Here is a 25,697-nt window from a genome sequence, read left to right on the forward strand (position 1 = left end):
GACAAGACGGCGTGAAGCCGAATAGACTGGGCCGATACTCCAAAGCATGTGTGTCTTGGAAGCGGTCGGCAGAAACTGCAAGGCATCAAGTCAAATCAAAAATGGGAGACGAAAATGGTAGGGCATCTCACAAGAACATTGCTGTCGGGCATCACGCTGGCGGCAATGCTCGGCGTCGCGACGGTCTCGGCGCAGGCGGCGACGCTGCATATGGCCTGGTCGCAGGACGCCACCGGGCTTGACCCGCACAAGCAGACGGCGTTTTCGTCGCTGCGGCTGCTGGAGTTGATCTATGAGCCGCTGGTGCGCGTCGATGCCAGCCTGCAGATCATCCCCGCCATCGCCACCTCGTGGGAATTCTCCAAGGACGGCAAGGCGCTGACCTTCAAGCTCGATCCGAAGGCGAAGTTCCAGGACGGCACCGCCGTGACCTCGGCCGACGTCAAGGCATCGTTCGAACGCATCCTCGACGAGAAGACGGGCGCAGTGGCGCGCGCCAACTTCGTTTCGATCGCCAGCATCGACACGCCGGATGCGGCAACCGTCGTGTTCCATCTGTCGCAGCCGGATGCGCCGATCCTGACGGCGATGAGCGACGTCAACGCGGCCATCGTTCCGGCCAATGAAATCAAGGCCGGCTCGATCGGCACCAAGGCGGTCGGCTCCGGCCCGTTCAAGCTCGACAAATGGGACCCCAATGCGAAGGAAGAGCTGAGCGCCAACAAGGATTGGGCCGGCGGCGCGACCGGCGTCGACGGCATCGAGATCAGCGTGCTGCCGGACGAAGCCGCGATCCTCGCCGCCATGCGCACCAAACAGATCGATTTCGCGCTGCTCAACGACCCGCTGGTCGCCACGCTGGTGCCGAAGGAGACCAGCCTGCAACTGAACCGCGTGCCGGTGCTCTCCTATCACGTGCTGCAGCTCAATCCGTCGCGCAAGCCGATGACCGAGCTCAAGGTGCGCCAGGCCATCTCCTGCGCCATCGACCGCCAGGAGGTGCTCGACACCGCCTCGCTCGGCGAAGGCAAGGTCACCGGACCGCTGACCATCCCGGCGCTCGCGACCGATCCGAGCCAGTTGTTCTGCTACAAGCGCGATCTCGACAAGGCCAAGAAGCTGATGGCTGAAGCCGGCTTTGCCGATGGCTTTTCGGCGACCGTGATCGGCGCCACCGGCGAGCCGCCGACGGCGGCGGCGGAAGCACAGGTCATCCAGTCGCAGCTCGCCGAAATCGGCGTCAAGCTGGACATCAAGATGATGGAGCTCAACGTCTATGTCGACGCCTGGTTGAAGGGCGATTTCGACATGGCGATCGCGCTCAATGGCGGCCGCGCCGACCCCTACACCATGTACAACCGCTACTGGACCAAGGCGGGCAATCTGCAGAAGGTGGCGAACTACATCGACGACACGCTGGACAGCCAGATGCAGCAGGGCCGCGCCGAGACCGATCCGGCGAAGCGCAAGGTGATCTTCGCCGAGTTCGAGAAGCACCTCGCGGAAATGTCGCCGTGGATCTGGCTCTACACCTCGTACAGCTACACAGCCCAGCAGAAGAACATCGCCGGGTTCGTGCCGACGCCGACGGGCACGCTGTTCAGCCTGAGCAAGGTTACCATCCAGCAGTAGCCACCGCAGGCTTCTAGAGATAGAGCATGATGTCTGGACAAACGATATCCGTTTGTCCGAGAAAACCGCTTCACACTTTTCGGCATCATGCTCTAGGACGAGAGGACTTCTTCGCGTGAACTATCTGATGCGACGACTGGCGACGTTTCCTCTCGTTCTGCTTGGCGTGTCCATCCTGGTCTTCGTCGCGATCCGGATGGTGCCGGGCGATTCGATCACGGCCATGCTGGGCACCGAAGCTGGCCTGCTCACCCCGGCGCAGCGGGATTCGCTCGCCGCCTATTTCGGCATCGACCAGCCCTGGTTCGTGCAGTACTGGCGCTGGATCGGTGGCATCCTGCACGGCAATCTCGGCATTTCGGTCACCTATGGCAGGCCGGTGCTCGACGTCATCCTCGAGCGCTTCCCGCTGACGCTGGAACTGGCCGTGCTGTCGATGGTCATCGCGCTTGCCGTCGGCATGCCTGCCGGGATCTTTGCCGCCACCCACAATGAGAAACTGTCCGATCTGGGCGTGCGCATCGCCGCCATGATCGGCCAGTCGACGCCGAGTTTCGTGCTTGGCCTGCTGATCATCTACACGCTGTCGGCGGGCTTCGGCGTGCTGCCGGCGATGGGCGAATTCGCGCCACTCTGGCAGGATCCCTTGCGCAATCTCAGCCAGTTGATCCTGCCCGCCATCACGCTCGGCTTCGCCTTCGCGGCGTCGGTCACTCGCATATCGCGCTCGGCGATGCTCGACGTGTTGAGCGACGATTATGTGCGCACCGCGCGCAGCAAGGGCGCATCGGCGCGCAGCGTCATCTGGCGGCATGCTTTGCCTAACGCGCTGATCCCGGTCGTGACGCTGAGCGGCATCGAATTCGGCTATCTGCTTGGCGGCGCCGTCATCGTCGAGCAGATCTATGCCCTGCCCGGTCTCGGCCGCATGGTGCTCGATGCGATCCTGCAACGCGACTACGCGCTGGTGCAGGGCAGCGTGCTGTTCATCGCCTTCAACTTCATGATCGTCAATCTCCTGGTCGACCTCGCCTATGTCGCGCTCGATCCGCGCATCCGGCTGGGAGAGTCCTGATGCGCATCCTGCGCGCCATCTTCGCCCACGGCAGCGGCCGCATCGGCGGCGTCATCGTCGGCGTCTATCTCGTGGTCGCCATCCTCGGTATGCTAGGGCTGACGCCGCACAACCCGATCACGCAATACCGGGTCGACCGGCTGCATGCGCCCAACGGCGCCTACTGGATGGGCACCGATTTGTTCGGCCGCGACGTGGCCAGCCGGCTGATGGCGGGGATCGGCCAGTCGTTCACCGTCGCTTTCTTCTCCGTCGCCTTCGCCACCCTTGCCGGCACGGTGCTCGGGCTGGCCGCGGCCTGGCTCGGGCGCCGCTGGGACGGCGTCGTCATGCGGATCATGGATGTGCTGCTGGCCTTCCCGGCAATCCTTCTGGCGCTGCTCATCGTCACCGTTGCCGGGCCGGGCACATGGACCAGCATCGTTGCCATCGGCATCGTCTACACGCCGATCTTCACCCGCGTGGTGCGCGGCCCTGCTTTGTCGCTCAAGGCGCGCGAATTCGTCGACGCCGCGCGCACCTTCGGCAGCAGTTCGAGCTACATCGTCACGCGCCATCTGCTGCTCAATCTGGTGGCGCCGTTGACGGTCCAGGTGACGCTGGCGTTGGCCTGGTCGCTTTTGACCGAAGCAGGTCTGAGCTTCCTCGGGCTCGGCACGCAGCCGCCCGCCGCATCGCTCGGCCTGATGCTCAGCGACAGCCGCAATCTGATGGAGACCGCGCCCTGGCTGATGATCTTCCCGGGGCTGGCGATCATGATCAGCATCCTCGGCTTCAACCTGCTTGGTGACGCCTTGCGCGATATCCTCGACCCGAGGATGCGGAGGGCGCCGGCATGATCCCGCTGCTGTCCGTCCGCGATCTGCGCGTCGGCTTCGGCCGCAATCCGCAAGCCAATGAGGTGGTGCGCGGCATAAGCTTCGACCTCGCCGATGGCGAAACACTTGCCATTGTCGGCGAAAGCGGTTCGGGCAAGTCCGTCACGGCGCTGTCGATCAACCGTCTCATCGATTTCGGCGGCGGCCGTATCACCGGCGGCGCCATGAAGCTGAAACGCGCCGACGGCAGCCTCTTCGACCTGATGAGCGCGACCGAACCGCAGCTGACCGGCATTCGCGGCGCCGAGATCGGCATGATCTTCCAGGAGCCGATGACCTCGCTCAATCCGGTGCTGACCATCGGCACGCAGATCGAGGAATCGTTTCGGCTGCACCGTGGGCTCACTGGAAGACAAGCCACGGCAGCGGCCAAGGATGCGCTCGACCGGGTGCGTATTCCCGATGCGGCGCGGCGGTTGAAATACACCCCCAACCAGCTGTCGGGCGGCATGCTGCAGCGGGTGATGATCGCCATCGCGCTCGCCTGCAATCCGCGCCTGCTCATCGCCGACGAACCGACGACGGCGCTCGACGTCACGGTGCAGGCGCAGATCATGGCGCTGCTGGCCGAGCTGAAGCGGGAAACCGGCATGTCGATGATCTTCATCACCCATGACATCGGCCTGGTCGCCGGCATCGCCGACAAGGTGATGGTGATGCAGAACGGGCAGGCCGTCGAACAGGGCGAGTTGAACCAGATCCTCGACAGTGCGCAGCACCCCTACACGCAGCATCTGCTGCATGCGGTGCCGCATTTCACCAACGGCAGCACGACACGCGCGGACGGACGGCGCGACAAGGGCGCAAGCACGGAACCGGCCTTGAAGGTCGACGGCCTGGTGGTGCGGTTCCCCCTCAAGAGCAATTTCTTCAGCCGCGCCACCGGCGCGGTGCATGCCGTCGACGGCGTCGACTTCGACCTGATGCCGGGCGAGACGCTGGCCATCGTCGGCGAGAGTGGTTCGGGCAAATCCACGACCGCGCGCGCCGTGCTGGGGCTGGTGCGGTCGACGCGCGGCAGCTTCACGGTCGGCGCGCGAAAGGCTTCCGCGCAGCAGAGCGCCCTGCCCGTCCAGATGGTGTTCCAGAACCCCTATGCCTCGCTCAACCCCAGGCTCAGCATCGAGAGCATCCTGGCCGAACCGGTGATCGCCACCGGCGGCCGGGTGGATGCCGGAACGCGGGCCAGGATGGCGAGCCTGCTGGAACGCGTCGGCCTGCCTAAGAACAGTCTGGAACGCTACCCCCACGAATTCTCGGGCGGCCAGCGGCAAAGGCTGTGCATCGCGCGTGCGCTGATGCTGAACCCGTCTGTCGTGGTTCTGGATGAAGCAGTGTCGGCGCTGGATGTCTCGGTGCAGGCCAAGGTGCTGGAATTGCTGGTCGACCTGCAGCGTGAGTTCGGGCTGGCCTATCTGTTCATCTCGCACGACATGGCGGTCGTCGAGCGGATCGCCCACCGCATCGCCGTCATCTATGCCGGCCAGATCGTCGAGATCGGCGATGCGACCTCGGTGCTGTCGAAGCCGAAGCATTCCTATACGAAGAAGCTGATCGCCGCCGTTCCGACCATCGACCGACGGCACGAGCATTTTGAGATCGATACCCGCCAGGTTCCCTCGCTGGTGCGGCCGCAGGGGTTTGAGCCGGCTCCGGCGCGGTGGGAGCAGTTTGGCGGGGATCATATGGCGAGGGTGGAAGTGTGATGGGTGCACTGGGATATGTGAGGTCGGCGGGACAGCGCCCCCCTCTGTCCTGCCGGGCATCTCCCCCACACGGGGGAGATTGGCAGTTTTGGCCTTCCGCCCACCTTCCAACGCAGAAGGTTGGCGAAAGCGGTGGCGACATCCAATCTCCCCCCTCGTGGGGGAGATGTCCGGCAGGACAGAGGGGGGCGCGAAGGATCGCTGCCTCTCCGATGGGGGCCGGCATTGAGCGACCTCGCCCAGATTTTCGATCGTGCGTTCGCACCGCTCGCCACGGCGGTTGCCACCCAGCGCATTCCCGGCGGCGTGCTTGGCATTGTCGACAGGAATGGCAACCGCATCATCCGCTCGATCGGCTCGGCGCAACTCGTGCCGAAGCCCCGCCCCATACAGGACAACACCTGGTTCGACCTGGCATCCCTGACCAAAATCATCTTCACCACGCCGCGCATCCTGGCGCTGGCGGAAGACGGCGTCATCGATCTCGACGCGCCGCTGGTCTCTGTCCTGCCGGACCTTCGCCAGTATGATGCCGAGGCCTGGGAACGGAAGGTGACGTTCCGCCAATGTCTCGGCCACCAGACGCCGTTTCCAGCCGTCGAGCCGATCTACACTTACGGGCGCGACCCCGAGCTGCTGCGCGCCTTCATCCTGCAACGCGAATGGCGGGCCCGCGAGCCCGTCTATTCCGACATCAACTTCATCCTGCTCGGCTTTGCGCTGGAGCGGCTGTCGGGAAAGACGATCCGAGACATGGATCCCGGTCCGGGCTTTGCCTGGTCGACAGAGCCCGACGTCGCCGCGGCGACTGAGGACTGCACCTGGCGACACCGCGTGCTGTCCGGCGAGGTCCACGACGACAATTGCTCGGCGCTGCAAGGTGCCGGGCATGCCGGCCTGTTCGGAACGGCCGCTTCGGTGCTCGATTTCGCGCAAGGGCTGCTGACCGGCGCTTCCGAGCGTTCGATCGCGCTGATGGGCACCCCCTTGTCCACCAACCGCACCCATGGCTGGGAGCGGCCCTATGCGGGCTGGTCCGGCGGAGCCTTGTGCAGCCCTGGAACCATCGGCCACACCGGCTTCACCGGCACCGGGCTGTGGATCGATTTCGACAGCGGCAAGGCATGGACCTTGCTCACCAACCGGATCCATCCGACACGTCATTTCGACAGTGGAATCGTTTCGCTTCGGCAGACGGTCGGCGATCTCATCAATGGACTTTAGGAGCTAGATGATGGAACCAATCTGGGCCGTCGGACTGATGACCGGCACCGTGCTTGACGGCAACATCGACGTCGCGCTGATCAAGACCGATGGCGAGCGGATCGAGGATTTCGGCACCTATCGGCTGATGCCCTATCCCGCGTCGATCCGCACCCTGCTGGAAGAAGCGCTGACGCAGGCACGGGCCTGGAATTTCGTCGGGCCGGAGCCGGCGATCTTTCGCACTGCGGAGGAAGCCCTGACCCGTGCCCAGTCGGCGGCGGTCAAGGAGCTGGTCGAAGCCTATGGGATGACGATGGCCGATATCGGCGTCGTCGGCTTTCACGGCCAGACCGTGCTGCATCGCGCGCCGCAGGTCGGACGTCTCGGCCAGACAAGGCAATTGGGTGATGGCGAGCTGATGCACAGCATATTGGGCACCAAGGTCGCCTACGACTTCCGTTCGGCCGACATGCGCGCCGGCGGGCAAGGCGCGCCACTGGCCGCCGCCTATCACACCGCGCTGATGCGCAGCGCCGGCGCCAGCGGCGAGGTGGCGGTGCTCAATCTGGGGGGCGTCGCCAACGTCACCTGGTGGGACGGCGTCGACAACGTCATCGCCTTCGACACTGGACCGGCCAACGCGCCGCTGAACGATTTTATCAAGTCGAAAGGGCTCGGCGAGATGGACCGCGACGGCGCGCTTGGCCGTGCGGGAACGGTCGACGAGGCGCGGCTCGCCAAGCTGCTGCAGCACCCTTATCTCAGCAAGGCCTATCCCAAATCGCTGGACCGTTTCGACTTTGGCGCAGCGATGGCGGACGGCCTGGACGCCGAGGATGGCGCGGCGCTGCTCACCGCTTTCACCGCCGGCGCCGTCGGCAAGGCGCTCGATCTGCTGCCAAGCCGGCCGAAGAAACTGGTGGTCAGCGGCGGCGGCCGCCACAACCCGACGATGATGGCCATGCTGGCCAGCCGTGCCGGCGTCGAGGTGGTGGAGGCCGAAAGCCTCGGCTGGAGCGGCGACGCGGTGGAGGCGGAATGTTTTGCCTTCCTCGCGGTCCGCGTGCTGCGCGGCCTGCCGATCAGCTTTCCGAGCACGACCGGCGCACCGCAGCCGATGCGGGGCGGAAAGCTTGCAGGGTAGTCAGCCAGCCAGCTTCTTCTGCAGGAAGATGCGGCTGCGGCCGACAGGAAAATCGGCAAGCGTGCCAAAAGGCTGATAACCTTGGCGCTGATAGACCTTGGCGGCGTTTGGGTTGAAGGTGTCGATCCAGGCGTTCCGGCAGCCGCGCGCCATGGCTTCCTGTTCGGCGGCATCCAGCATCTGGCCAGCCATATGCTGGCCACGCAGCCTTTCGTCGACCCACAGCCATTGCACGTAAAGCCAGCCCCAGGCGGTGTAGCCGGAAATGCCGGCGACGACCGCGCCCTCCTCGTCGCGCACGAACACCGCAAGCGCCTTTCTTTCGGACGCGCCGACATCGCCGTCGTTGAACGCCGTCAGACGTTCGCCGAGAAAGGCGAGTTCCTCCGGCGAGGGATTTGCCGTCGTTTCCAGTGTCGTGTTCATCGCTTTCCCGAGACAGGTTGTGGATCGGCATCGCCGCCATTGCGAAATTCGGAAGCGGCAATGCCGTAGCGCTTGAGCTTGTCATAAAAAGTCTTGCGCGGCACGCCGAGCGCGTCGATGGCGCCGCGCACATCGCCGCCATGATCGCGCAGCGCGTCACGGATGAGCTGCGCCTCGTATTGACCGACCCGTTCGGGCAATGCCGCCTCCGGCTCCGGCGCGCGCGCGGAGACCGCCCTCACCTCATCGTCCGGGCCGAGACCAAGTGCGACGCGATCGGCGAAATGAGCGAGCTCGCGCACATTGCCCGGCCAGTCATGCGACTGGAGATGATCGCTGATCGCGGCATTCACCTTCGCAACCGGCCGGCCGAATCGTTCCGCCGCCTTGCCTAGGAAATGCCCGAACAGCATCGGGATATCGCCGCGCCGTTCGCGCAGGGGCGGGATGCGCAGTGTCACCACGTTGAGACGGAAATACAGATCTTCGCGAAAATCGCCGCGCTGGTCCGGCCGGCCGAGATCGACCTTGGTCGCGGCGACGACCCTGAGGTCGATGCGCCTGATGTCGTTCGAACCAAGCGGTGTGAGGCTGCGCGTTTCCAGCACCCGCAACAGCTTGACCTGGAGCGCGGACGGCATGGATTCGATCTCGTCGAGGAACAGCGTGCCGCCGCTGGAATGCTCGATGCTGCCGATCCGCCGCCGCTGCGCGCCGGTGAACGCGCCCGCCTCGTGGCCGAACAGTTCGCTTTCGATGACCGTCTCCGGCAGGGCGCCGCAATTCAGCGCCACGAAGGGCTTTGCGCGCCGCCGCCCCCATCTGTGAAGGAGGTCCGCCACCACTTCCTTGCCGGTTCCCGTCTCACCCTCGACCAGCACGTCGACATCCATGTCGGCGATCTGGCGCAAGGTCTCGCGCAACCGTTTGATGGCAGGCGCCTCGCCGATCAGCGGCAGGCCGTCGGCGGCCAGTGCCGCGGCTTCGCGCAGGCGGCGGTTCTCCATCACCAGACGCCGCTTTTCCGATGCCCGCTTCAGCGCTTCGACCAGCCGATCGCCGGCATAGGGTTTCGGGATGAAATCGTAGACGCCGTCCTTGAGCGCGGCCACGGCAAGATCGACGTCGCCATGGCCGGTGACCAGGATCACGGGTATATCAGGATCGATCGCTTTGATGCGATCGAACAATTGCAGCCCGTTCATGCCCGGCATGCGGATATCGCTGACGACGACGCCCTCGAAATTCCTGTCGACGACGGCAAGTGCTGCCTCGGCGGCGTCGAGTGCGGCCACGGTGAAGCCGGCAAGCTCGAGCAGTTGCGTGGTGGCGTGCAGCAAGTCCGCATCGTCGTCGACGAGCGCGACCAGCCCTGATCCCTCAGTCATTCTATTCGCCTCAGATCGATGGTGAAGGATGCGCCGCTGCCATTGCCGGGATCGAGCCGCAGCGTGCCGCCCAATTCCTGGGCGATCTCCTGCGAAATCACCAGCCCGAGGCCAAGCCCCTTCTCCTTGGTGGTCTGGAACGGCATGAACAGATTGCCGGCCGCTTCCGGCCCGAGACCGGGACCGTTGTCGCGCACCGAAATCAGCACCCTGTCGTCACGCTCGGCAAGTTCGATCTCGATGCGGGGGGCGGGCTGGTCCTTCATCGCGTCGAGCGCATTCTGCAACAGATTGACGAGGATCTGCTCCAGCCGGATGCGGCTCGCCATGACCACTGGCGACGCGTTGCCGCGCGGCTTGACGATGGTCACGCCGGAATCGCGGATGCGGCCCGACAGCAGCGACAGCGCACCGTCGATCGCCTCGCGCACCGGCAATGGCGAGGCAGCAGTGCCGGGCCGGCGGGCGAAGGTGCGCAAGGTGCTGGTGATCGCGCCGATGCGCTTGGTCATCGAAACGATCGACGTCAGATTGCCGCTGGCCGATTCGGTCTTGCCGCTGTCGAGAAAGCGGCCGGCGTTCTCGGCATAGGTGCGGATGGCGGCGACCGGCTGGTTGATCTCATGCGCCACGCCGGCGGCGATCTGGCCGAGGATGGACAGCCGGTTGGCCTGGGCGAGGTCGTCGCGCAACCGGCGGACCTTGGCCTCGGCATTTTCACGCTCGGCGATTTCGCCGGCAAGTGCGGTGTTGGAACGCGTCAGTTCGGCCGTTCGCGTGCTGACCCGGCTCTCCAATTCGACATTCATGCGCGCCAGCGCCTCCTGCCGCAACCGGCGTGCGCGGCGGCGGCGGGTGAGCACGTAGGCAAGCAGGCCTGTCAGCAGCAGCCCGAGCAGCGTGGTCAGGCGCGCCGTGTTGGCGGCAGACGAGAGGGCAGCGTCGGCAGGCGTCAGCAGCCAGAGACGCCAGCCGGGAACCGCACCGGGCAGATCCTGCACCACCTCGACGAACTGACGCGGTTTTCCGGCGCTGTCGATCGTCGCCAGGCCGTCCCCGGCGCCGCGCCGTATCGGCAGCGGCTCGAAGGCGGCGTCCGTCAATTGCAGTTGCTCGTGGGCAGCGGCGGCATCTCCGGTGGAGAGCGGCGCCAGTGCGTGAAACCGCCATTCGGGCTGGCTGGTGGCCAGCACGACGCCGTGTTCGTCGGTGACGAAAACGAGGAACCCGCTGGAGCGCCAATTGGCTTCGACGCCGTCGAGCTCGACCTTCAACACCGCGACGCCAAGCGGCTTGCCGTTATCGTCGACGCGGCTCGAAAGGTATAGGCCCGGCCGTCCGCTGATCGTGCCGAGGCCGTATTGGCTGGCGGCGCCGTTGGCCATCGCCTCCCTGAAATAGTGACGAAAATTATAGTCGATGCCGACAAAGCTGGTCGGCTCGCCGGCATTGCTGGCTGATATGGCGATGCCCGCCGTGTCGATGACATAGATGGCGGACGCCGAGGCATCGCCGGCGATCGCCTTGAGCTTGTCGTTGAGGGCCGCTTCTTGCATCTTTCCGGCCCGGCGCAGCGCGCCTCGCACCGCATCGTCGCGGGCCAGGACCAACGGAACCAGGCGCTGCTTTTCGATTTCGCCGGTCAGGGTTCCCGCCGCCAGCGGCAGGGCGGCAAGCGCTGTGTCGCGCAGATTGTCGGCAGCCTGGCCGGAGGCAATACGCCCGGCGATGACAATCGCGCCGGCCAGGACGGCAAGGGCGACGAGCACGACGAGCCAGCGGCCATTGCGCAGCCGGGCCACTGCCTCGCGCAGCAACTCACGCCCGGCAAAACCCTGGGATTCGCTATCGGTGCCTGCTTGCAGCGTCTGCCCTCTCCTTTTTTGCTCGCAGCCTTGCGGCCAGTGTAATGCGAAAATCCGCCCAGGCAAACGCTGTCTGTGCGGAAATCCGCACAGACATTCGCCGCATGGCTTCGAGCAAAGGCGGAATTGCCGGGATTCCAGCCTTTCCCCGATCTGGCACGACGCTTGCAAAACTCCTTGGCAGCGGCGCGCGACCGGAACGCCGCGATGGGAGAAGTCACGCAGGGCGGTGCATTCCGCCCTATCCGGCCAGGGAGAGTTCGATGCACATCGCAGACCATTCAGGCGCGGTTTCCGCGCAGCGCAAGCCTTTCTATGCCCAGCTCTACGTGCAGGTGCTCGTCGCGATCACCGTCGGCATCCTGCTCGGCCATTTCTATCCGTCGGTCGGCGAGAGCATGAAGCCGCTCGGCGACGCCTTCATCAAGCTGGTCAAGATGATCATCGCCCCGGTCATCTTCCTGACCGTGACAACGGGCATTGCCGGCATGAGCGACCTGCAGAAGGTCGGGCGTGTCGCCGGCAAGGCGATGCTCTACTTCCTCACTTTCTCGACGCTGGCGCTGATCATCGGCCTTGTGGTGGCCAATGTCGTGCAGCCGGGCGCCGGCTTCAACATCGACCCGGCGACGCTCGACGCCTCGACCGTCAACACCTACGCCGCCAAGGCGCACGACCAGTCGGTCACCGGCTTCCTGATGAACATCATCCCGTCGACCATCGTCGGCGCCTTCGCCGACGGCGACATCCTGCAGGTGCTGTTCTTCTCGGTGCTGTTCGGCATTGCGCTGGCGCTGGTCGGCGACAAGGGCACGCCCGTTTTGAACTTCCTGCAAGCACTGACGACGCCGATCTTCAAGCTGGTCAGCGTGCTGATGAAGGCAGCCCCCATCGGCGCCTTCGGCGCCATGGCCTTCACCATCGGCAAATACGGCATCGGCGCGGTCATCAACCTCGCCATGCTGGTCGGCACCTTCTACGTGACGTCGTTTCTGTTCGTGTTCGTCGTGCTGGGCGCGGTCTGCCGCTACAACGGCTTCTCCATCCTGTCGCTCATCCGCTACATCAAGGAAGAGCTGCTTCTGGTGCTGGGCACCTCCTCGTCTGAAGCTGCGCTCCCCTCGCTGATGGAAAAGATGGAGAAGGCCGGCGCCAAGCGCTCGGTGGTCGGCCTGGTCATTCCGACCGGCTATTCCTTCAACCTCGACGGCACCAACATCTACATGACGCTGGCGGCCTTGTTCATCGCGCAGGCGACCAACACCCATCTGTCGATCGGCGACCAGATCCTGCTGCTGCTGGTTGCCATGCTCTCGTCCAAGGGCGCCGCCGGCATCACCGGAGCAGGCTTCATCACCCTTGCCGCCACGCTGTCGGTGGTTCCGGCGGTGCCGGTCGCCGGCATGGCGCTGATCCTCGGCGTCGACCGCTTCATGTCGGAGTGCCGGGCGCTGACCAACTTCGTCGGCAATGCCGTCGCCACGCTGGTGGTGGCACGCTGGGAAGGCGAACTCGACGAAGCCAAGCTGGCCAGGGCGCTGGCGGGCACGGCGGATGACAGCCTGCCGGCGGACGTCGTTCCCGCCGAGTAATCACGTGCGGGTCAATGCGTAAAAGGCCGGAGGCGTGCTGCCTCCGGCCTTTGTCATGCAGGTCGTAACGTCAGACGGTGCCGGTCTTGCTCAGCGGCGTGTCCGGATATGTGCTTGGGCCGACAGGCCTGCGGGCGGCAAACGCGCCCACGTCGTCAAACAGGACGAGGCTGGCGGCGCCGACCAGCCCGGCATGGCGGCCAAGCAGGGCCTGGACGACCGGCACGTCGCGATAGGCGCGCATGGCGCGTTGCCTGATGGTCGCCTCGATAGTCGGCAGCATCAGATCGAGCCCATTGGCAATGCCGCCGCCGACGACCAGCACATCGGGCGAATAGAGATGCAAGAGATTGGTGAAGCCAACGCCCAGCCAGCGCGCTTCTTCCTCGAGCAGGGCCAGAGCAAGGGCGTCCTGCAGCCGTGCCGCCTCGACGACATGGCGGCCGGTCACCTCCGCATCCGCCGACAGCCGCCGCAAGGCCGAGCCGTCGCCTGCAGCCGTCGCGGCGTTGGCGCGGCGGCCGAGCGCGGTGCCCGAGGCGATGGCCTCGAAGCAGCCGACGACGCCGCACATGCAGCGTTCGCCTTCATTGGTGATGGTCATGTGGCCGATCTCGGCGGCCAGGCCGCGGCGGCCGTGCAGGATGCGCCCGTCGACAACGACGCCACCACCGATGCCGGTGGAAACCGTGACGAAGACCAGCGAGCGGGCGCCATGTCCGGCACCGAAACGCCATTCGCCGAGTGCCGCCGCATTGGCATCGTTCTCCAGCCGCACCGGCAGGCCGAGCCGCCGCTCGAGAATGTCGGCAAGCGGCACGTCCAGCCAGCCGGCGAGTGTCGGCGGGCCAACGGCGATGCCGGCCAGCGGATCGAGCGGTCCCGGCGCGCCGACGCCGACGCCGACGACAGAGAGTGCCGGTGCCTCGGCATGGACGGTCGCCGCCAGCGCCTCGATCTGGCCGATCACCACATCGGGGCCAGCTTGCGCCTGCGTCGGCACCGCCGCGAATGCCAGGATCTTGCCTTCACGGTCGACGAGGGCGGCGCGAAGCTCCGTCCCGCCAAGATCGATCGCAAGGGCGACTTCTATCGTCATGCCGCGACCTTCAAGCCGTGCAACCAGCCGATGCGGCCGGCGAGATCCTTGTCGCCGAAGGCGAGCGAACCGAGAACCACGGTTTCGGCACCGGCGGCACGCAGCAACGGCACGGTCTCGTGGCGGATGCCGCCGTCGGCTGCCAAGACTATTTCCGCCTCGCGGCCGGCCTTTCTTAGGATAGTGCGGGCAGCGCCCAGCCTGTCGCAGGCCTTGTCCGACAGGCTCTGGCCCTTGACGCCTATTGCGGTTCCCAGAAGCGTGACGAAAGCGACCTCCGGGACGAAAGGCGCCACCGTCTCGACCGGCGTCTCCAGCCTGAGCACGACACCGGCTTCCGCGCCGAGTTCGCGCGCCAGCCGAACGGCGCGCAATCCCGCCTCGCCATTCTCGATATGGACGCTGATCATGTCGGCGCCGGCCTCGATGAACTGGCGCGTCTGTGCCTCGACGATTGCTTCATCGACCATCAGATGGACATGGATGGGTTTCGCCGTCAGCCCGGCGATGCGGGCGACGAGATCCGGGAAGAACAGGAAGGACGGAGCGAAATGACCGTCCGCCACGTCGATATGATGAAGATCGACATAGGGTTCGATGCGCCTGAGATCGCTCTCGAAATTGGCGAGATTGGCCGACCACAGCGAGAATTCGGCTATCATGCGATCACGCGGCAATGCGGCGATGGCGGCCGGGCCTGACAGGGGCTTTGAAGTCATGATTGGTCCTGATTGTTGAAATGTCTGTCGAGAAAGCCGCCGATGGCCGTGCGGATTTCGGCGAAGTGGCGATCCTTGTCGGTGGCTTTCGGCGTCACCTCAACGAAGGCAGTATCGGGGATGGTCTCGGCCAGACCTCGGGCGGTCGCCAAGGGATGGACGAGATCGATGCCGCTGCCGATGACGAGCGTGGGCATTGTAAGGCCAGCTGCTTCGGCCTGCGTGATGCCGGGTCCGTCGGCTGCGATCGCTTGCATCACCTCGGCGAAGACGGCCGCGTTGTCGCGCGCGAAGAAGCCGAGCAGGGAAGCAAGGTTGTCCGGCGCCTCGGCGCGAAAGCGAGCCGCTGTGGCGGAGGCAGCGAAGGCATCGCGCGCTTCATCCAGTGGACGGCTGCGGATGAGCTCCGCCACTTCCACGTAAGGGCGCATGTTTTGCGGCGCCGCATCGAAGGCCCAGGCAGGGCGAACAAGCACCAAACCCGGGATGCGCTCCGGGTGCCGAGCGGCAAGCTGCAAGGCAATGGCCGCGCCCATCGAAATACCGCCGGCGACGAAACGGTCGAGGCCGGCCGCATCGGCGGCAGCCAGCACGTCATCGGCGAACATCGCGATCGAAAAGGGCCGCTTGCTGCCGGCGCCAGAGCCGCCCTGCGCGCGGCATTCGACGGTCAGCCGGCGGTATGAAAGGCCATCGGGAAAGTTTTGCGCGACCTGGGCCGCATCACCGCCGAGACCATGCTGGAAGACGATGGGAAGCCCGCCCTGCCCCGTGTCGAAGACACGAAGTGCGGCATCGTCGCGAAGCAGGATCGCCGGCGCGGCGCCCATCAGAGGAGCCCTCGCAGGAAGGCGGCGACGCCGGGGGCTTCGTCGGCGGACAGGCCGTGGGTAACGAGTGCGCCGTCGAAACCCGCTGCCTTCAGCCGTGCGGCGAAATCCGGGAAGTCGACGATGCCTTGTCCAGACGTGGCGAAGCGGCCGTCACGATGGCGGTCCTTGGCGTGCGCCATCGCGATGTGGCCGGCAGCTTCGTCGATCGCTGCGGCAACAATGGCGCGCCCCTCGTCAGGCGTCGCGTGTTCAAACAGGTTTGCCGGATCAAGCACGATCTTCAGATGCTTCGATCCCATCGCGGCGATCAGCCTGGTCGCATCCCTGGCCGAGGTGACGATGTTGGCTTGCTCGGGCTCGATGCCGAGATCGACGCCGGCGGCTTCGGCCAGCGCCAGCGCCTTCGCCATCTCGGCGGCCATGTCGGACCAGGCGGCCGGCGTGGCATTGTCGGGATGATACGCCCACTGATCGGCGGCGTTGCGCGAGCCGGTGCAGAGCGTGACCAGCGGGATGTCCAGGGCAGCAGCCGCGTCGATGACGATGGCCAGGCGTCGAAGGCCATCGTCGCGGACCGCCTTGTCGGGGTGCGCCATGTTGTAGGTGCCCGACAGTGCTGCAAGTGAAACGCCGCTCGATTGCGCCGCAGTGCGGATGGAAGCGATGGCATCCGCCGGCACCGCATCCGGCATCGACGGCAGGCCGGCGCAGGCAAGATTGAACTGCGTCGTCTCATAGCCCGCCTGCCGGACGGCTGCGAGCACCGCAGCCGGCTCAGTCCCCGGAAAAGTCTTGGCGAAGATGCCGAGACGCATCAGACCGCTCCCGAAACCGAGGCGAGCTCGACCCGCTCACCAGTCTCGACCGAACGGGCGATCGCCACCATGGCCCGGATCGAGGCGATGCCGTCCTCGACATTGGCGCCGCGCATCGGCACGCCTTCCAGCACCGTTTGGGCAAGGCCTTCCAGTTGGCGGCGGAAAAAGTGGCCGTCGGCGCCGAGTGGCTTGTGGGCCGTTGCGGTCTTCTCATGAAAGATTTCGACCTCACTGGCGCGGAAGTACCAGGGGTTGAAGGTTTTCGCGATGACCGAACCGTTCTCGCCATAGAGCTGGAAGCCTTCGTGCCAGTCCATCCTCACGGCGACGGTGAGATCGAGATGGCCTAGTGCGCCGCTGGCGAACTCGGTCTCGACGAACCAGCAATAGGCGCCGAATTTCTCATTGAGCCGGGCGCGCACGGCGACGATATCGCCGCAGAGGAAGCGCGCCGTGTCGACCAGATGCGAGCCATGCGCCAACATGAAATACCGCCTGAGATCCGCCTTGGGATTGCCCGCGGGCTTCCTCGCCAGCTTGCTGGTGACAGGCAGCGGCTGCACCGCATCGGTGTTGGTGTAGCGATGGGTGGAATCACAATACCATGCCTTCAGCGCCAGCACCTCGCCGATCTCGTCGCGGACGAAGTCGCGCGCCGCCTCCAGCGCCGGGTCGAAGCGCTTCATGTGTCCGACCTGCAGCACCTTGCCCGAGCGCCTCACCGCCTCGGCCAGTGCCTCGCCTTCCTCGACCGAAGTGCCGATCGGCTTTTCGCACAGAACATGCTTGCCGGCGTTGAGCGCCCTGATCGACATCGGCACGTGATAGGCGTCCGAGGTGGCGACGATCACCGCTTCCAACTCGGGATCGGCGAGCATTGCCTCATAGTCGGAATACATTTTCTGCGGCTCGTAGGTGGCGCCCATGCGGGCGAGCAGGTCGGGTGCGGCGTCGCAGATGGCGTAGAGGTCGGCATTGCCGGCCTTCACGCAGGATTCCAGATGCGCGAACTGCGCGATGGGGCCGCAGCCGAGCACGCCGACCCTGAGGCGTCTGTCCTGTTTCTTGATCATCGTCTCGTTCTTCAGGCGCCGTAGCTGCGCATTGTCTGGCGGTTGGTCTTGACCGCGCCGGCGGGATCGGCGGCGGCCGTTTCGGATTCTTCCTCCAGCACCAGCCAGCCGTTGAAGCGTGGCGCGGTGTTGGCGATCTCGATGACTTCAGGCGTGTCGCAGACGCCCTTGCCCAGCATGGCCCAGGTGCCGTTGGCGTCGACATCCTTGAGGTGGATGTAGCGGATGCGGTCGCGGTGGGTGCGCAGCGTGTCGGCCATGTCCTTGTGGCCGCGCAGGATATGGCCGGTATCCGGCACCCAGCCGATCAGATCGGGGTCGAGCAAGGCAAAGATTGTGTCGTAGTCGGTGCGGTCGAAGAGCAGCGTATTGTGGTGCGAACTTGGATGCACCGCGACCTGGACGCCGGCCTTGCGCCCGAGCTCGCCGGCTTTGTTGTAGACTTCGGCCGCGATGGCGAACTTGCCGTCGCGCGGACCGTCGGAGACCACCGTCGCAGAGCCCATCGACACCAGCGCGCCAGGAAATGCGGAGGCGAAGTCTATCCAGCGCTTGGCGGTTTCGAGGTCAGCGCCGATCTCCTCTGCGAGGGTGAAACCGCTCTTCGACCCGAAGGCGAAGGAGACAAGAGTAAGGCCCGATGACTTCAGTGCCACGGCGAATTGCGACGGCCTGTCGGCATAGCGGCCGATCATGGTGTCGGTGATCTCGATGCCTGAATAGCCGCCATCGGCAATTGCCTTCAAGAGATCGTCGGGGCCGCCGGTAAAGCGGTCGCCGAGCATTTCCCAGGTAAAGGTCTGGCAGCCGACTTTGAGGTCTTTCACGTTCATACTTTCATTCCTTGATACCGCTTATTGCTTGATGCCACTCCGCGTCGCCGTGGGAAGGACATCCTATTTGACCGAGCCCGCGGTCATGCCGGCGAGGAAGTACCTCTGGGCAACGAGGTAGATGAGCAAGAGCGGTAGCGAGCCGAGCACGCTCATCGCCATCATCTGGTTCCATTCGAAGGCGTGCTGCCCCATCAACAGCTGGATGCCGATCGGGACGGTGCGCATGGACGTTGACTTCGTCAGCGTCAGCGCAAAGAGAAATTCGTTCCAGCACAACAGGAAGGTGTACACCGACGTCGCCACGATACCAGGCAGTGAAATCGGGACGATCACCCGCCAAAGCGCTGTCCAACTGCTGCCGCCATCGACAGCCACGGCTTCATCGAGATCGCGGGGCAAGGTGTTCAGATATCCCGTCATCAGCAGGATGGCGTACGGCAGTGTAAACACCAGGTAAGTCAGGATCAGTGCGACGTAGGTATCGAAGATACCGTATGAGACGACAAGCCCGAAGAAGGGGATCAAAAGTGTGATCGGCGGAATCGTCTGCGTGCTGATGATGATTGTGTTCAGGCTGCCCTTGCCGCGGAAATTGAAGCGGCTGAACCCGTAGGCCGCCAGCAAGGCGATCAGCACCGTCAGCACGGTCACCGCTCCCGCCACGAAATAGCTGTTGAAGAAGAAGCGCAGCTTTACCGGGTCGCCAAGGATGGCTGCATACGCTTCCAGCGTGAAGGCCTTTGGCAGGATGGTTGGTGGCAGGGCAAAGATTTCGGTGTTCGACTTGAACGAGCTGCTCAGCATCCAGTAGATCGGGAAGGCTGCGAAGAACAGTCCAGCCGCAAGAGCAACATGCAGCGCGACGGTGATCAGCTTGTCTTTGCCAGAGTTTCGTTTCCTCATGGTGACTACCGAGCCTTCTGATAACGGATGTAGAACAGCGTCAGGCCGAGAGAGATCAGCAGGATGACCACAGCGCTCGCCGACGCCTGTGACAGGTTGTAGCTCGAAAACGCCAGCTTGTACGTGTAGGTGCTGAGGACCTCGGTCGAGTAGATCGGGCCACCGCCCGTCGTTATCCAGATTAACGGGAAGACCTGCATGGTCCAGATGAAGTCGAGCAGCGAGATGCTGATGATGATCGGCATCAGCTGCGGGATGGTGATGAAGATCAGCTTTTGGTAGGCTTTTGCCCCGTCGATATCGGCGGCCTCGTAGAAATCCTTGGGAATGCCCTGCAAACCCGCGAGCAGGCTGACCATGAAGAGCGGATAACCCGCCCAGATATTGGCGAATGTGACGGCGTGCAGCGCGGTCTGAGGCGAGGAAAACCATTCGACCTTGGAATCGATGATGCCGATTTGCATGAGAATGCTGTTCACGACACCGTTCGGCTCAAGCAGGAGGCGCCAGATCACGGCGATAATCACCGCGGTGAACAGCCAGGGCAGTATGTAGAGCACGCGCAGAATATTGCGCAGCGTCGGATTGATGCGGTCGCTGTTCAGCATGAGCGCGAAGGCCATGCCGATGGTCATGTGGAAAATGACACTCATGCACGTGAAGTAGAGCGTGTGCCACAGCGAAGCCCAGAACACGGGGTCGTCGAAGATCGCCTGGTAGTGTTTCAGTCCGGCAAAGGATGGGTCACGACGCAGCACCGCGCTGTTCTGGAACGAGTAGGCAATCACCGTCACCATCGGCAGCAGCATCAGCAGCCCGATGATGAGCAGCGAGGGCGACAGATAGAGGTAGGGTGCGACCGCTCGTTTCAGCTTGTGGTGGGAGCGCTTTTGCCGGGTCATGTGCCAACCTTGGGATACGCCTTCAAGAGAAGGTAAGCTTCAAAAACAGGTTCATCTTAGATTGCCGATCCGTTGTTGCCGGGTGGCCTGCCCGAAGTCAGGCCACCCGGTCGAAGATAGCAAACGGGAACAGACCGATCAGAATTTCGCCATCCAGCCCTTCTGAGCGGCGGCTGCGGCCTGTTCGGGAGACTGCTCGCCGGCGAGCATCTTCTGGGCTTGCACGTCGAACTGGGTCATCAGGTCTTCAGCCACCGGCAGGCCCGTGAACTCATTGGCGAGATAACCGGTCTTGAAGATTTCAAAAGCCTTGCCGAAAGCCTTGTCCGAGGTCACGAAATCGGGCTTGGCGTTGACGTTGCCCGGGAAGGCGTTTGCAAGCGACACGAGCTTGGCGTTCACCTTTTCACTCATCAGATATTGGACGAGTTTCCAGGCCTCTTCCTGATGTTTCGAGGCAGCAGAGATGCCGATGCCCCAGGAGGCATAGGGAAGGCCGCGCTTGCCGGTATAGTTTTCCACGACCGGGACCGGGATGAGGTCGAAGTTCAGCTTAGGATTGCGCTTGCGGATGAGGTTCACATGCGCGAGCGAGTCGATCATCATTCCGACGCGGTCGTTGACGAACTCCTCGACCTTTTCCTGCTCGGTCTTGGTGGCGATGCCGGGCGAGATGGTGCCGGCGTCGTTGAGTGATTTGACGAAGGTGAGCATATCCACCACCGGTTTGCCCTCAAGGTCCGGCTTGCCGTTCGCCATCATCGACTGACCCGAAGCCCAAACCCACGACATCATGTCGTTCTGGACGCCGGATGGCGTTTGCAGCGACAGGGGCAGCACCCAGCCATACTGGTTCTTGTCGGCCTTCGTCATCTTCTTGGCGGCTTCGAGAAACTCCGCACGGGTCGACGGCAGCTTGGTCACGCCTGCCTGAGCGGCGAGGTCCAAATTCACGAAGACCGGATAGACGAAGGAAGCCACGGGAAACATCACCGCCTTGCCGTCCACCTTGATGATGTCCGCGACCTGGCTCTTGTCGAAACCGCTCGCATCCATCATCGGATTCATGTCGGCGAGTGCGTTCTGCGCATTCAGATTGTTTACCCAGGCACCGTCGAGACCGACGACGTCGCTGAGCGTTCCGGTTGCAGCACCAACCGAGATCTGGTCTCGCGTGGTCGCGTAGGGGCCGCTGACCAGCGTCACATTGACTCCGGGGTTTGCGGCCTCGAAGTCATCCATGATTGCCCTGAGCGAGCCAGCCGGCAATTCGGGCTCCCACCATTGGGTGAATTCCAGCGTTGTGTCCGCCATGGCGCCGGTTGCGCCAAGCAACCATGCGGCCGCGGCTATTTTCAGCATCGCGGGTTTAATACGAAACATCATTTTCTCCTCCTTCTTTGGGATCGACCGCACAATGCGGACGATCGTCTGGTTATTCAGAAGTCTTCTTACGCAGGCGCCTCACCCTCGCCTGCGGGCCTTGCCGCGGATATTCAGATCGCCAGATGCGTCTCGGGATCGAAGAAATGGAGCTTGGCGTCATCCAGGGCCAACCGGATTTCCGAGCCGGAGCGAACTGTGCTGACCGGTTCGAATTTCGCCACCGCGTTCGACGCCAGGCCGAAATCCTGCACTGCGTCCGGGTCGCCGGAGTCCACTCGGACCGCGTCGATGTCGAGATGGACGATTTGTTCGGATCCAAGTTCTTCGATCGAGGTCACCTTTGCCGGTATCGTCTGATACTTGCGGCCGGATTCGAGGCTGCTGTCATAGAGATCCTCCGGTCGTATCCCGAACACGACCTTGCGCCCCGCATACGACCTCAAGCCCGGCCTGCGCACGAAGGCTGCATCCTGCAGCCGGATGGCTAAGGCGCCGGACATCAGTTCGTCACCCGTCAGGGTCGCCTCGAAAAGGTTCATAGAAGGAGACCCGATGAAGCCGGCAACGAAGGCGTTCACCGGCGATTCATAGAGCCTCTTGGGTGTGTCGACCTGCTGCAGCACGCCGCCTTTCAACACCGCGACCCTGTCGCCCATCGTCATGGCTTCGGTTTGGTCGTGGGTCACATATATGGTCGTGACGCCGAGCTGCTTTTGCAGGCTGGTGATTTCGGCGCGCATTTGAACACGCAGTTTCGCGTCCAGATTGGAAAGGGGTTCGTCCATGAGAAAGGCTGCCGGCTCGCGCACCATGGCGCGGCCCATGGCAACCCTTTGACGCTGTCCGCCTGAAAGATTCGCGGGCTTGCTCTCCAGCAGAGACGTCAGTTGAAGGGTTTTGGCGATCTCATCCACGCGCTTCTTGCGCTCGGCCTTCGACTTGCCTGCCAGCCGCATCGAAAAGCCGATGTTTTCGAACACCGTCATATGCGGGTAGAGGGCGTAGCTCTGGAAGACCATCGCGATGTCGCGGTCCTTGGGCGGCATGTCGACGACGTCGACGCCGCCGATCCGAAGGCTGCCGCTGGTGACGTCCTCCAATCCCGCGATCATCCGCAACGCGGTGGATTTGCCACAGCCGGAAGGCCCGACGAGAATCAAGAACTCGCCGTCCTCGACCGACAGGTTCAATTGGTCGATTGCGTGAAAATTGTTCCCGTATGTCTTGCAGATATTCTCAAGAACGACTTCTGCCATATTCCTCCCTCCACAAGTCTAAGCCACTGATTTTTATGATTGTCCTCGGCCTATGTTCACCTGCGAAATATTTCTTCGGATAGTTCGGGCTATGTTCCGGTATCGAGCCGCGCATATTTGAGTTCGACTGCCGACGGCGCGTTCGTCGATGCCAGGAGTTCCGTGACCTGGTCGTCGGTCGGAAGCGCCTCGCGCCCGCCCCGCCCCGTTATCGAAAGGGCCGCCGCGGCGGCCGCGAATGCGACCCGGCCTGCGGTGTTGGCACCGCGCGTCAATGCATGGGCATAGGCGCCGTGAAAGCAGTCACCGGCGCCGGTCGAGTCGACGACGGCAACCCGGTGCGGAGGCAGGTGCCAGAGCCCTGTCTCATCGCGTCCGCGATAGTACACGCCCCTGCCGCCATCGGTCAGAACCACGGCGGACCGCGACGGCGACCACAATGCATCGAGCATCTCGGCGGGCGATCGGTAGCCCGTAGCGGTCCGCGCAAAGCCGAGCGGAAGAATGAGGTGGTCGCAGAGCCCGATCAGCCGCTCCGTGTCTGGGCCGCTGCTCCATTCGATATCGCCGAGGATCGCAAGGCCGAGATCGCTAGCCCGAGCCACGACATCCATCGACCGGATCGCGTAACTATCGACGATCAGAACGGTCGCCCGGTTGAGGACCTCGTCTGAGAAATCCGGCGTGGTGCCCAGCATCGCGTCGTCGTCATATGCGATGAACCGCTCTCCGTCCGAGCCGACGGTGATGCGTGAGCGCACCGGGCGTGCGTGGGCGTGGCGTGGCGCGAACGCGGTTTCAACACCGCTCTCAATGAGATCGCACAGCACGGCGTCGTCCGCGGCATTGCCCAGCCATCCGACGAACCCGGCGCTTCCGCCGAGCCGCGCGACGGCGGCAAGCGCCGTCGCGACATTTCCCCCGAAAGCTCGGGCACTTTGCAGAACCTTCCCCTTGCCCGCCGACAACGGCTGATCGACATAGACGATGTCGTCGATCGCAATAGCGCCGAAGCCGAGGATTGAAGGGACGGCGGGCATCGTTCAGGCCCCCGCCTTCGCCAGGGCGTCTTGCGCCGAAAGGCCGTCATGGATGACGCCCCGAAAGGCAATCGCTGCCTTTTCCGGATCGCCATGCCCCCAGAGATTGCGGCCCACCACGGCACCACGCGCGCCGGCACGGATGGCGTCCGCCGTTTGCTGAAGGGCGCCGAGCAGCGTGTCGGTCTTCGGACCACCGGCGATCACAACCGGCACCGGGCAGGTCCGAACGGTCTCTTGAAACGACTCGAAATCGCCCGTGTAACCGATCTTGATCACGTCGACGCCGGACTCGTAGCCGATGCGTGCCGCATAGGCGATCTCGTCGGGGGTGAAGACGATTTTTGCCCCGTCGGTGAAATCGCGAGGGTAGATATGCGCCACCACCGGCATGCCGTAACGGGCCGCCGCATTCACCGAATCGGTCAGCCAGCGTATGTATTTGCCCTCGGTCGCGCCGCGCACCGGAATGGCCACGGCCAACGCATCGGCGCCAGCGCGCACCGCATCCTCGGGCGTTGCAATCAGTTCACTGATGCGATCGTCTGGGGTGAAGCAGCCGGCCTGGATCACCAGGGAAGCCTTGCCCGCGTATTGCGGCCACAGATGACGCGCGGTGCCAGGCTGGATGCTGACATAGTCGGGTTTGCCTACCATGACGCGTGCAAGCGCGCCCGGCAGGTCGGCAAGACCTCCTTTGCGCACGTCGCCATAGCCGACAAAGTGGTCGACCGCGCCGCCAAAAAGATTCCCCGATGGATGTGAGAAGAGGCGCGCCAGGCGCACCTTGGTTCCGAGGCTCATGAGTCCAAAACTCTCCAATCGATTGATTTAAAAACCCTGGACCCAGTGTTTGCGAAAGAAATGACAAATGCAATCTTTCGAAAGCTTTCGAATTCGCATATTTTTGATAGAGTGAACCGAGGCCAAAGCGATCGCTTGGTGCATGGAGGCAAGGACAGGGCAATGTTGTCAGAGCAGAGACGCCAATCGATCCTGGGTGAAGTGCAACGCAGCGGACAGGTTCGCATCAAGGACCTGTCAGACGATTTTGGCGTGTCGGAAGTCACGGTGCGCTCCGACCTCGAGATACTGGACCGCAAGGGACTGCTGACCAAGACCCGTGGAGGCGCGGTGACCCGGACCACGGATTCGACCACGGCCGCGTTCGCCCGGCGAATGCAAACAAACCTCGATGCAAAGAAACGCATCGCCCGGGCAGCGGTAGAACTGTTCGAGGACAACCAATCGGTCATCTTCGACGGCGGCTCGACATTGATGCAGGTTGCCATGCTGTTACCGCCGCTCAGCAATGTCGTGGTCGCGGCCACGGCGATGAATATCGTGCAGCATCTGATGCATCGGCCCGGGCTCGACGTTCACATGATCGGTGGCCGGGTCTATCCAGACACGGTGAGCACGCTGATCACCGATGCCGACACGGCTCTCGGCGGCTTGGTAGCGCATCAGGTCTTTGTTGGAGCGCATGCGATTGACTCGTCACTGGATGTGGTCGACGTGAACGAAGACATGGCGCGAACGAAGCGAAACCTCGTGCGCATGGCCCGGCGCGTTGTCCTCCTTGCGGATTCGAGCAAATGGGGCGTCAGCGGGACCTCCAAGGCCTTTTCGCTGTCGAGCGTCGATGTTGTGATCACCGACGATGGCCTGTCCGGCCCGATACGCAGCCAGCTTGATAGGACCGGGGCCAAGGTGATCTATGCCTGACCCGGTCGCGGTCCCTGGCCGCGACGGAAATATCCAGTGCGCTCACAACCCACGGGATCCGCATCGGCGGTCGGCCGTTTTTTCACGTCGGTCATTTTCTCCTCCCAGGGCTGGCAGCCTCCCGATATCGCGCCAGCATTTTCGCATGTTGTATAAAAATTTTACGCGCGTCAATATTTAAAATGTTGTATA

General features: G+C 63.7%; 23 protein-coding genes. 8 read left to right on the forward strand and 15 right to left on the reverse strand.

Annotation, left to right across the window (positions count from 1 at the left end):
* Positions 1 to 114 precede the first annotated feature (114 nt).
* From HB777_20160 to HB777_20185, 6 genes are all read left to right on the forward strand, one after another.
* The gene (locus tag HB777_20160; protein ID QND65993.1) at positions 115 to 1,632 is read left to right on the forward strand and encodes an ABC transporter substrate-binding protein; all 1,518 of its coding nucleotides are present in this window, start codon (positions 115 to 117) and stop codon (positions 1,630 to 1,632) included.
* 115 nt (positions 1,633 to 1,747) lie between these two features.
* Positions 1,748 to 2,707: an ABC transporter permease gene (locus HB777_20165; protein QND65994.1), complete on the forward strand. Its 960-nt coding sequence runs from the start codon at positions 1,748 to 1,750 to the stop codon at positions 2,705 to 2,707.
* Positions 2,707 to 3,546, forward strand: a complete 840-nt coding sequence (locus HB777_20170) for an ABC transporter permease (protein ID QND65995.1) — start codon at positions 2,707 to 2,709, stop codon at positions 3,544 to 3,546. The genes HB777_20165 and HB777_20170 overlap by 1 nt, the downstream gene beginning before the upstream one ends.
* Positions 3,543 to 5,291 carry an ABC transporter ATP-binding protein gene (locus tag HB777_20175; GenBank protein ID QND65996.1) on the forward strand — a complete coding sequence of 583 codons (1,749 nt, stop codon included), beginning with the start codon at positions 3,543 to 3,545 and terminating at the stop codon, positions 5,289 to 5,291. The genes HB777_20170 and HB777_20175 overlap by 4 nt, the downstream gene beginning before the upstream one ends.
* Before the next feature lie 225 nt (positions 5,292 to 5,516).
* A complete protein-coding gene (locus HB777_20180; GenBank protein QND65997.1) occupies positions 5,517 to 6,515 on the forward strand; it encodes a serine hydrolase in 999 nt (332 codons plus the stop codon).
* Positions 6,516 to 6,525: 10 nt separating this feature from the next.
* Positions 6,526 to 7,641 (forward strand): anhydro-N-acetylmuramic acid kinase, encoded by a 1,116-nt coding sequence (locus tag HB777_20185; protein QND65998.1) that lies wholly within the window; start codon positions 6,526 to 6,528, stop codon positions 7,639 to 7,641.
* Here HB777_20185 and HB777_20190 read toward each other — a convergent pair whose 3' ends face one another.
* From HB777_20190 to HB777_20200, 3 genes are read right to left on the reverse strand one after another with little or no spacing between them, the layout of a single operon-like run.
* A complete protein-coding gene (locus HB777_20190) occupies positions 7,642 to 8,067 on the reverse strand; it encodes a GNAT family N-acetyltransferase (GenBank protein ID QND65999.1) in 426 nt (141 codons plus the stop codon).
* Entirely contained in the window at positions 8,064 to 9,455 is a 1,392-nt protein-coding gene (locus tag HB777_20195; GenBank protein ID QND66000.1) for a sigma-54-dependent Fis family transcriptional regulator, read from the reverse strand. Before HB777_20195 ends, HB777_20190 begins: the two co-directional genes overlap by 4 nt.
* Positions 9,452 to 11,272, reverse strand: a complete 1,821-nt coding sequence (locus HB777_20200) for a sensor histidine kinase (GenBank protein ID QND66001.1) — start codon at positions 11,270 to 11,272, stop codon at positions 9,452 to 9,454. The genes HB777_20195 and HB777_20200 overlap by 4 nt, the downstream gene beginning before the upstream one ends.
* 311 nt (positions 11,273 to 11,583) lie before the next feature.
* Here HB777_20200 and HB777_20205 point away from each other — a divergent pair, with 311 nt between their 5' ends.
* On the forward strand, positions 11,584 to 12,912 hold the full coding sequence (locus tag HB777_20205; protein QND66002.1) for a dicarboxylate/amino acid:cation symporter: 1,329 nt from the start codon (positions 11,584 to 11,586) through the stop codon (positions 12,910 to 12,912).
* A 70-nt stretch (positions 12,913 to 12,982) separates the two neighbouring features.
* Here HB777_20205 and HB777_20210 read toward each other — a convergent pair whose 3' ends face one another.
* From HB777_20210 to HB777_20265, 12 genes are all read right to left on the reverse strand, one after another.
* Positions 12,983 to 14,011: an ROK family protein gene (locus HB777_20210; protein QND66003.1), complete on the reverse strand. Its 1,029-nt coding sequence runs from the start codon at positions 14,009 to 14,011 to the stop codon at positions 12,983 to 12,985.
* Positions 14,008 to 14,730, reverse strand: coding sequence for a D-allulose-6-phosphate 3-epimerase (locus HB777_20215; GenBank protein QND66004.1), 723 nt, complete (start codon positions 14,728 to 14,730; stop codon positions 14,008 to 14,010). The genes HB777_20210 and HB777_20215 overlap by 4 nt, the downstream gene beginning before the upstream one ends.
* Positions 14,727 to 15,560 carry an alpha/beta hydrolase gene (locus HB777_20220; protein ID QND66005.1) on the reverse strand — a complete coding sequence of 278 codons (834 nt, stop codon included), beginning with the start codon at positions 15,558 to 15,560 and terminating at the stop codon, positions 14,727 to 14,729. Before HB777_20220 ends, HB777_20215 begins: the two co-directional genes overlap by 4 nt.
* Positions 15,560 to 16,378: a sugar phosphate isomerase/epimerase gene (locus HB777_20225; protein QND66006.1), complete on the reverse strand. Its 819-nt coding sequence runs from the start codon at positions 16,376 to 16,378 to the stop codon at positions 15,560 to 15,562. The genes HB777_20220 and HB777_20225 overlap by 1 nt, the downstream gene beginning before the upstream one ends.
* On the reverse strand, positions 16,378 to 17,454 hold the full coding sequence (locus HB777_20230) for a Gfo/Idh/MocA family oxidoreductase (protein ID QND66007.1): 1,077 nt from the start codon (positions 17,452 to 17,454) through the stop codon (positions 16,378 to 16,380). Before HB777_20230 ends, HB777_20225 begins: the two co-directional genes overlap by 1 nt.
* An 11-nt stretch (positions 17,455 to 17,465) precedes the next feature.
* On the reverse strand, positions 17,466 to 18,287 hold the full coding sequence (locus HB777_20235; GenBank protein QND66008.1) for a sugar phosphate isomerase/epimerase: 822 nt from the start codon (positions 18,285 to 18,287) through the stop codon (positions 17,466 to 17,468).
* Positions 18,288 to 18,350: 63 nt separating this feature from the next.
* Positions 18,351 to 19,193: a carbohydrate ABC transporter permease gene (locus tag HB777_20240; GenBank protein QND66009.1), complete on the reverse strand. Its 843-nt coding sequence runs from the start codon at positions 19,191 to 19,193 to the stop codon at positions 18,351 to 18,353.
* A gap of 5 nt (positions 19,194 to 19,198) precedes the next feature.
* Complete coding sequence (locus HB777_20245) at positions 19,199 to 20,095, reverse strand: sugar ABC transporter permease (protein ID QND66010.1); 897 nt, start codon at positions 20,093 to 20,095, stop codon at positions 19,199 to 19,201.
* A gap of 138 nt (positions 20,096 to 20,233) precedes the next feature.
* A complete protein-coding gene (locus tag HB777_20250; protein ID QND66011.1) occupies positions 20,234 to 21,481 on the reverse strand; it encodes a sugar ABC transporter substrate-binding protein in 1,248 nt (415 codons plus the stop codon).
* A 110-nt stretch (positions 21,482 to 21,591) separates the two neighbouring features.
* Positions 21,592 to 22,737 carry an ABC transporter ATP-binding protein gene (locus tag HB777_20255; GenBank protein ID QND66012.1) on the reverse strand — a complete coding sequence of 382 codons (1,146 nt, stop codon included), beginning with the start codon at positions 22,735 to 22,737 and terminating at the stop codon, positions 21,592 to 21,594.
* An 89-nt stretch (positions 22,738 to 22,826) separates the two neighbouring features.
* Positions 22,827 to 23,777, reverse strand: a complete 951-nt coding sequence (locus HB777_20260; GenBank protein QND66013.1) for a permease — start codon at positions 23,775 to 23,777, stop codon at positions 22,827 to 22,829.
* Between the two features lie 3 nt (positions 23,778 to 23,780).
* The gene (locus tag HB777_20265; protein QND66014.1) at positions 23,781 to 24,581 is read right to left on the reverse strand and encodes an aldolase; all 801 of its coding nucleotides are present in this window, start codon (positions 24,579 to 24,581) and stop codon (positions 23,781 to 23,783) included.
* Positions 24,582 to 24,743: 162 nt separating this feature from the next.
* Here HB777_20265 and HB777_20270 point away from each other — a divergent pair, with 162 nt between their 5' ends.
* Entirely contained in the window at positions 24,744 to 25,505 is a 762-nt protein-coding gene (locus HB777_20270) for a DeoR/GlpR transcriptional regulator (GenBank protein QND66015.1), read from the forward strand.
* Positions 25,506 to 25,697 lie beyond the last annotated feature (192 nt).

Origin of the sequence: Mesorhizobium loti (assembly GCA_014189435.1) — a bacterium.
Taxonomy (GTDB): Bacteria; Pseudomonadota; Alphaproteobacteria; order Rhizobiales; family Rhizobiaceae; genus Mesorhizobium; species Mesorhizobium loti_G.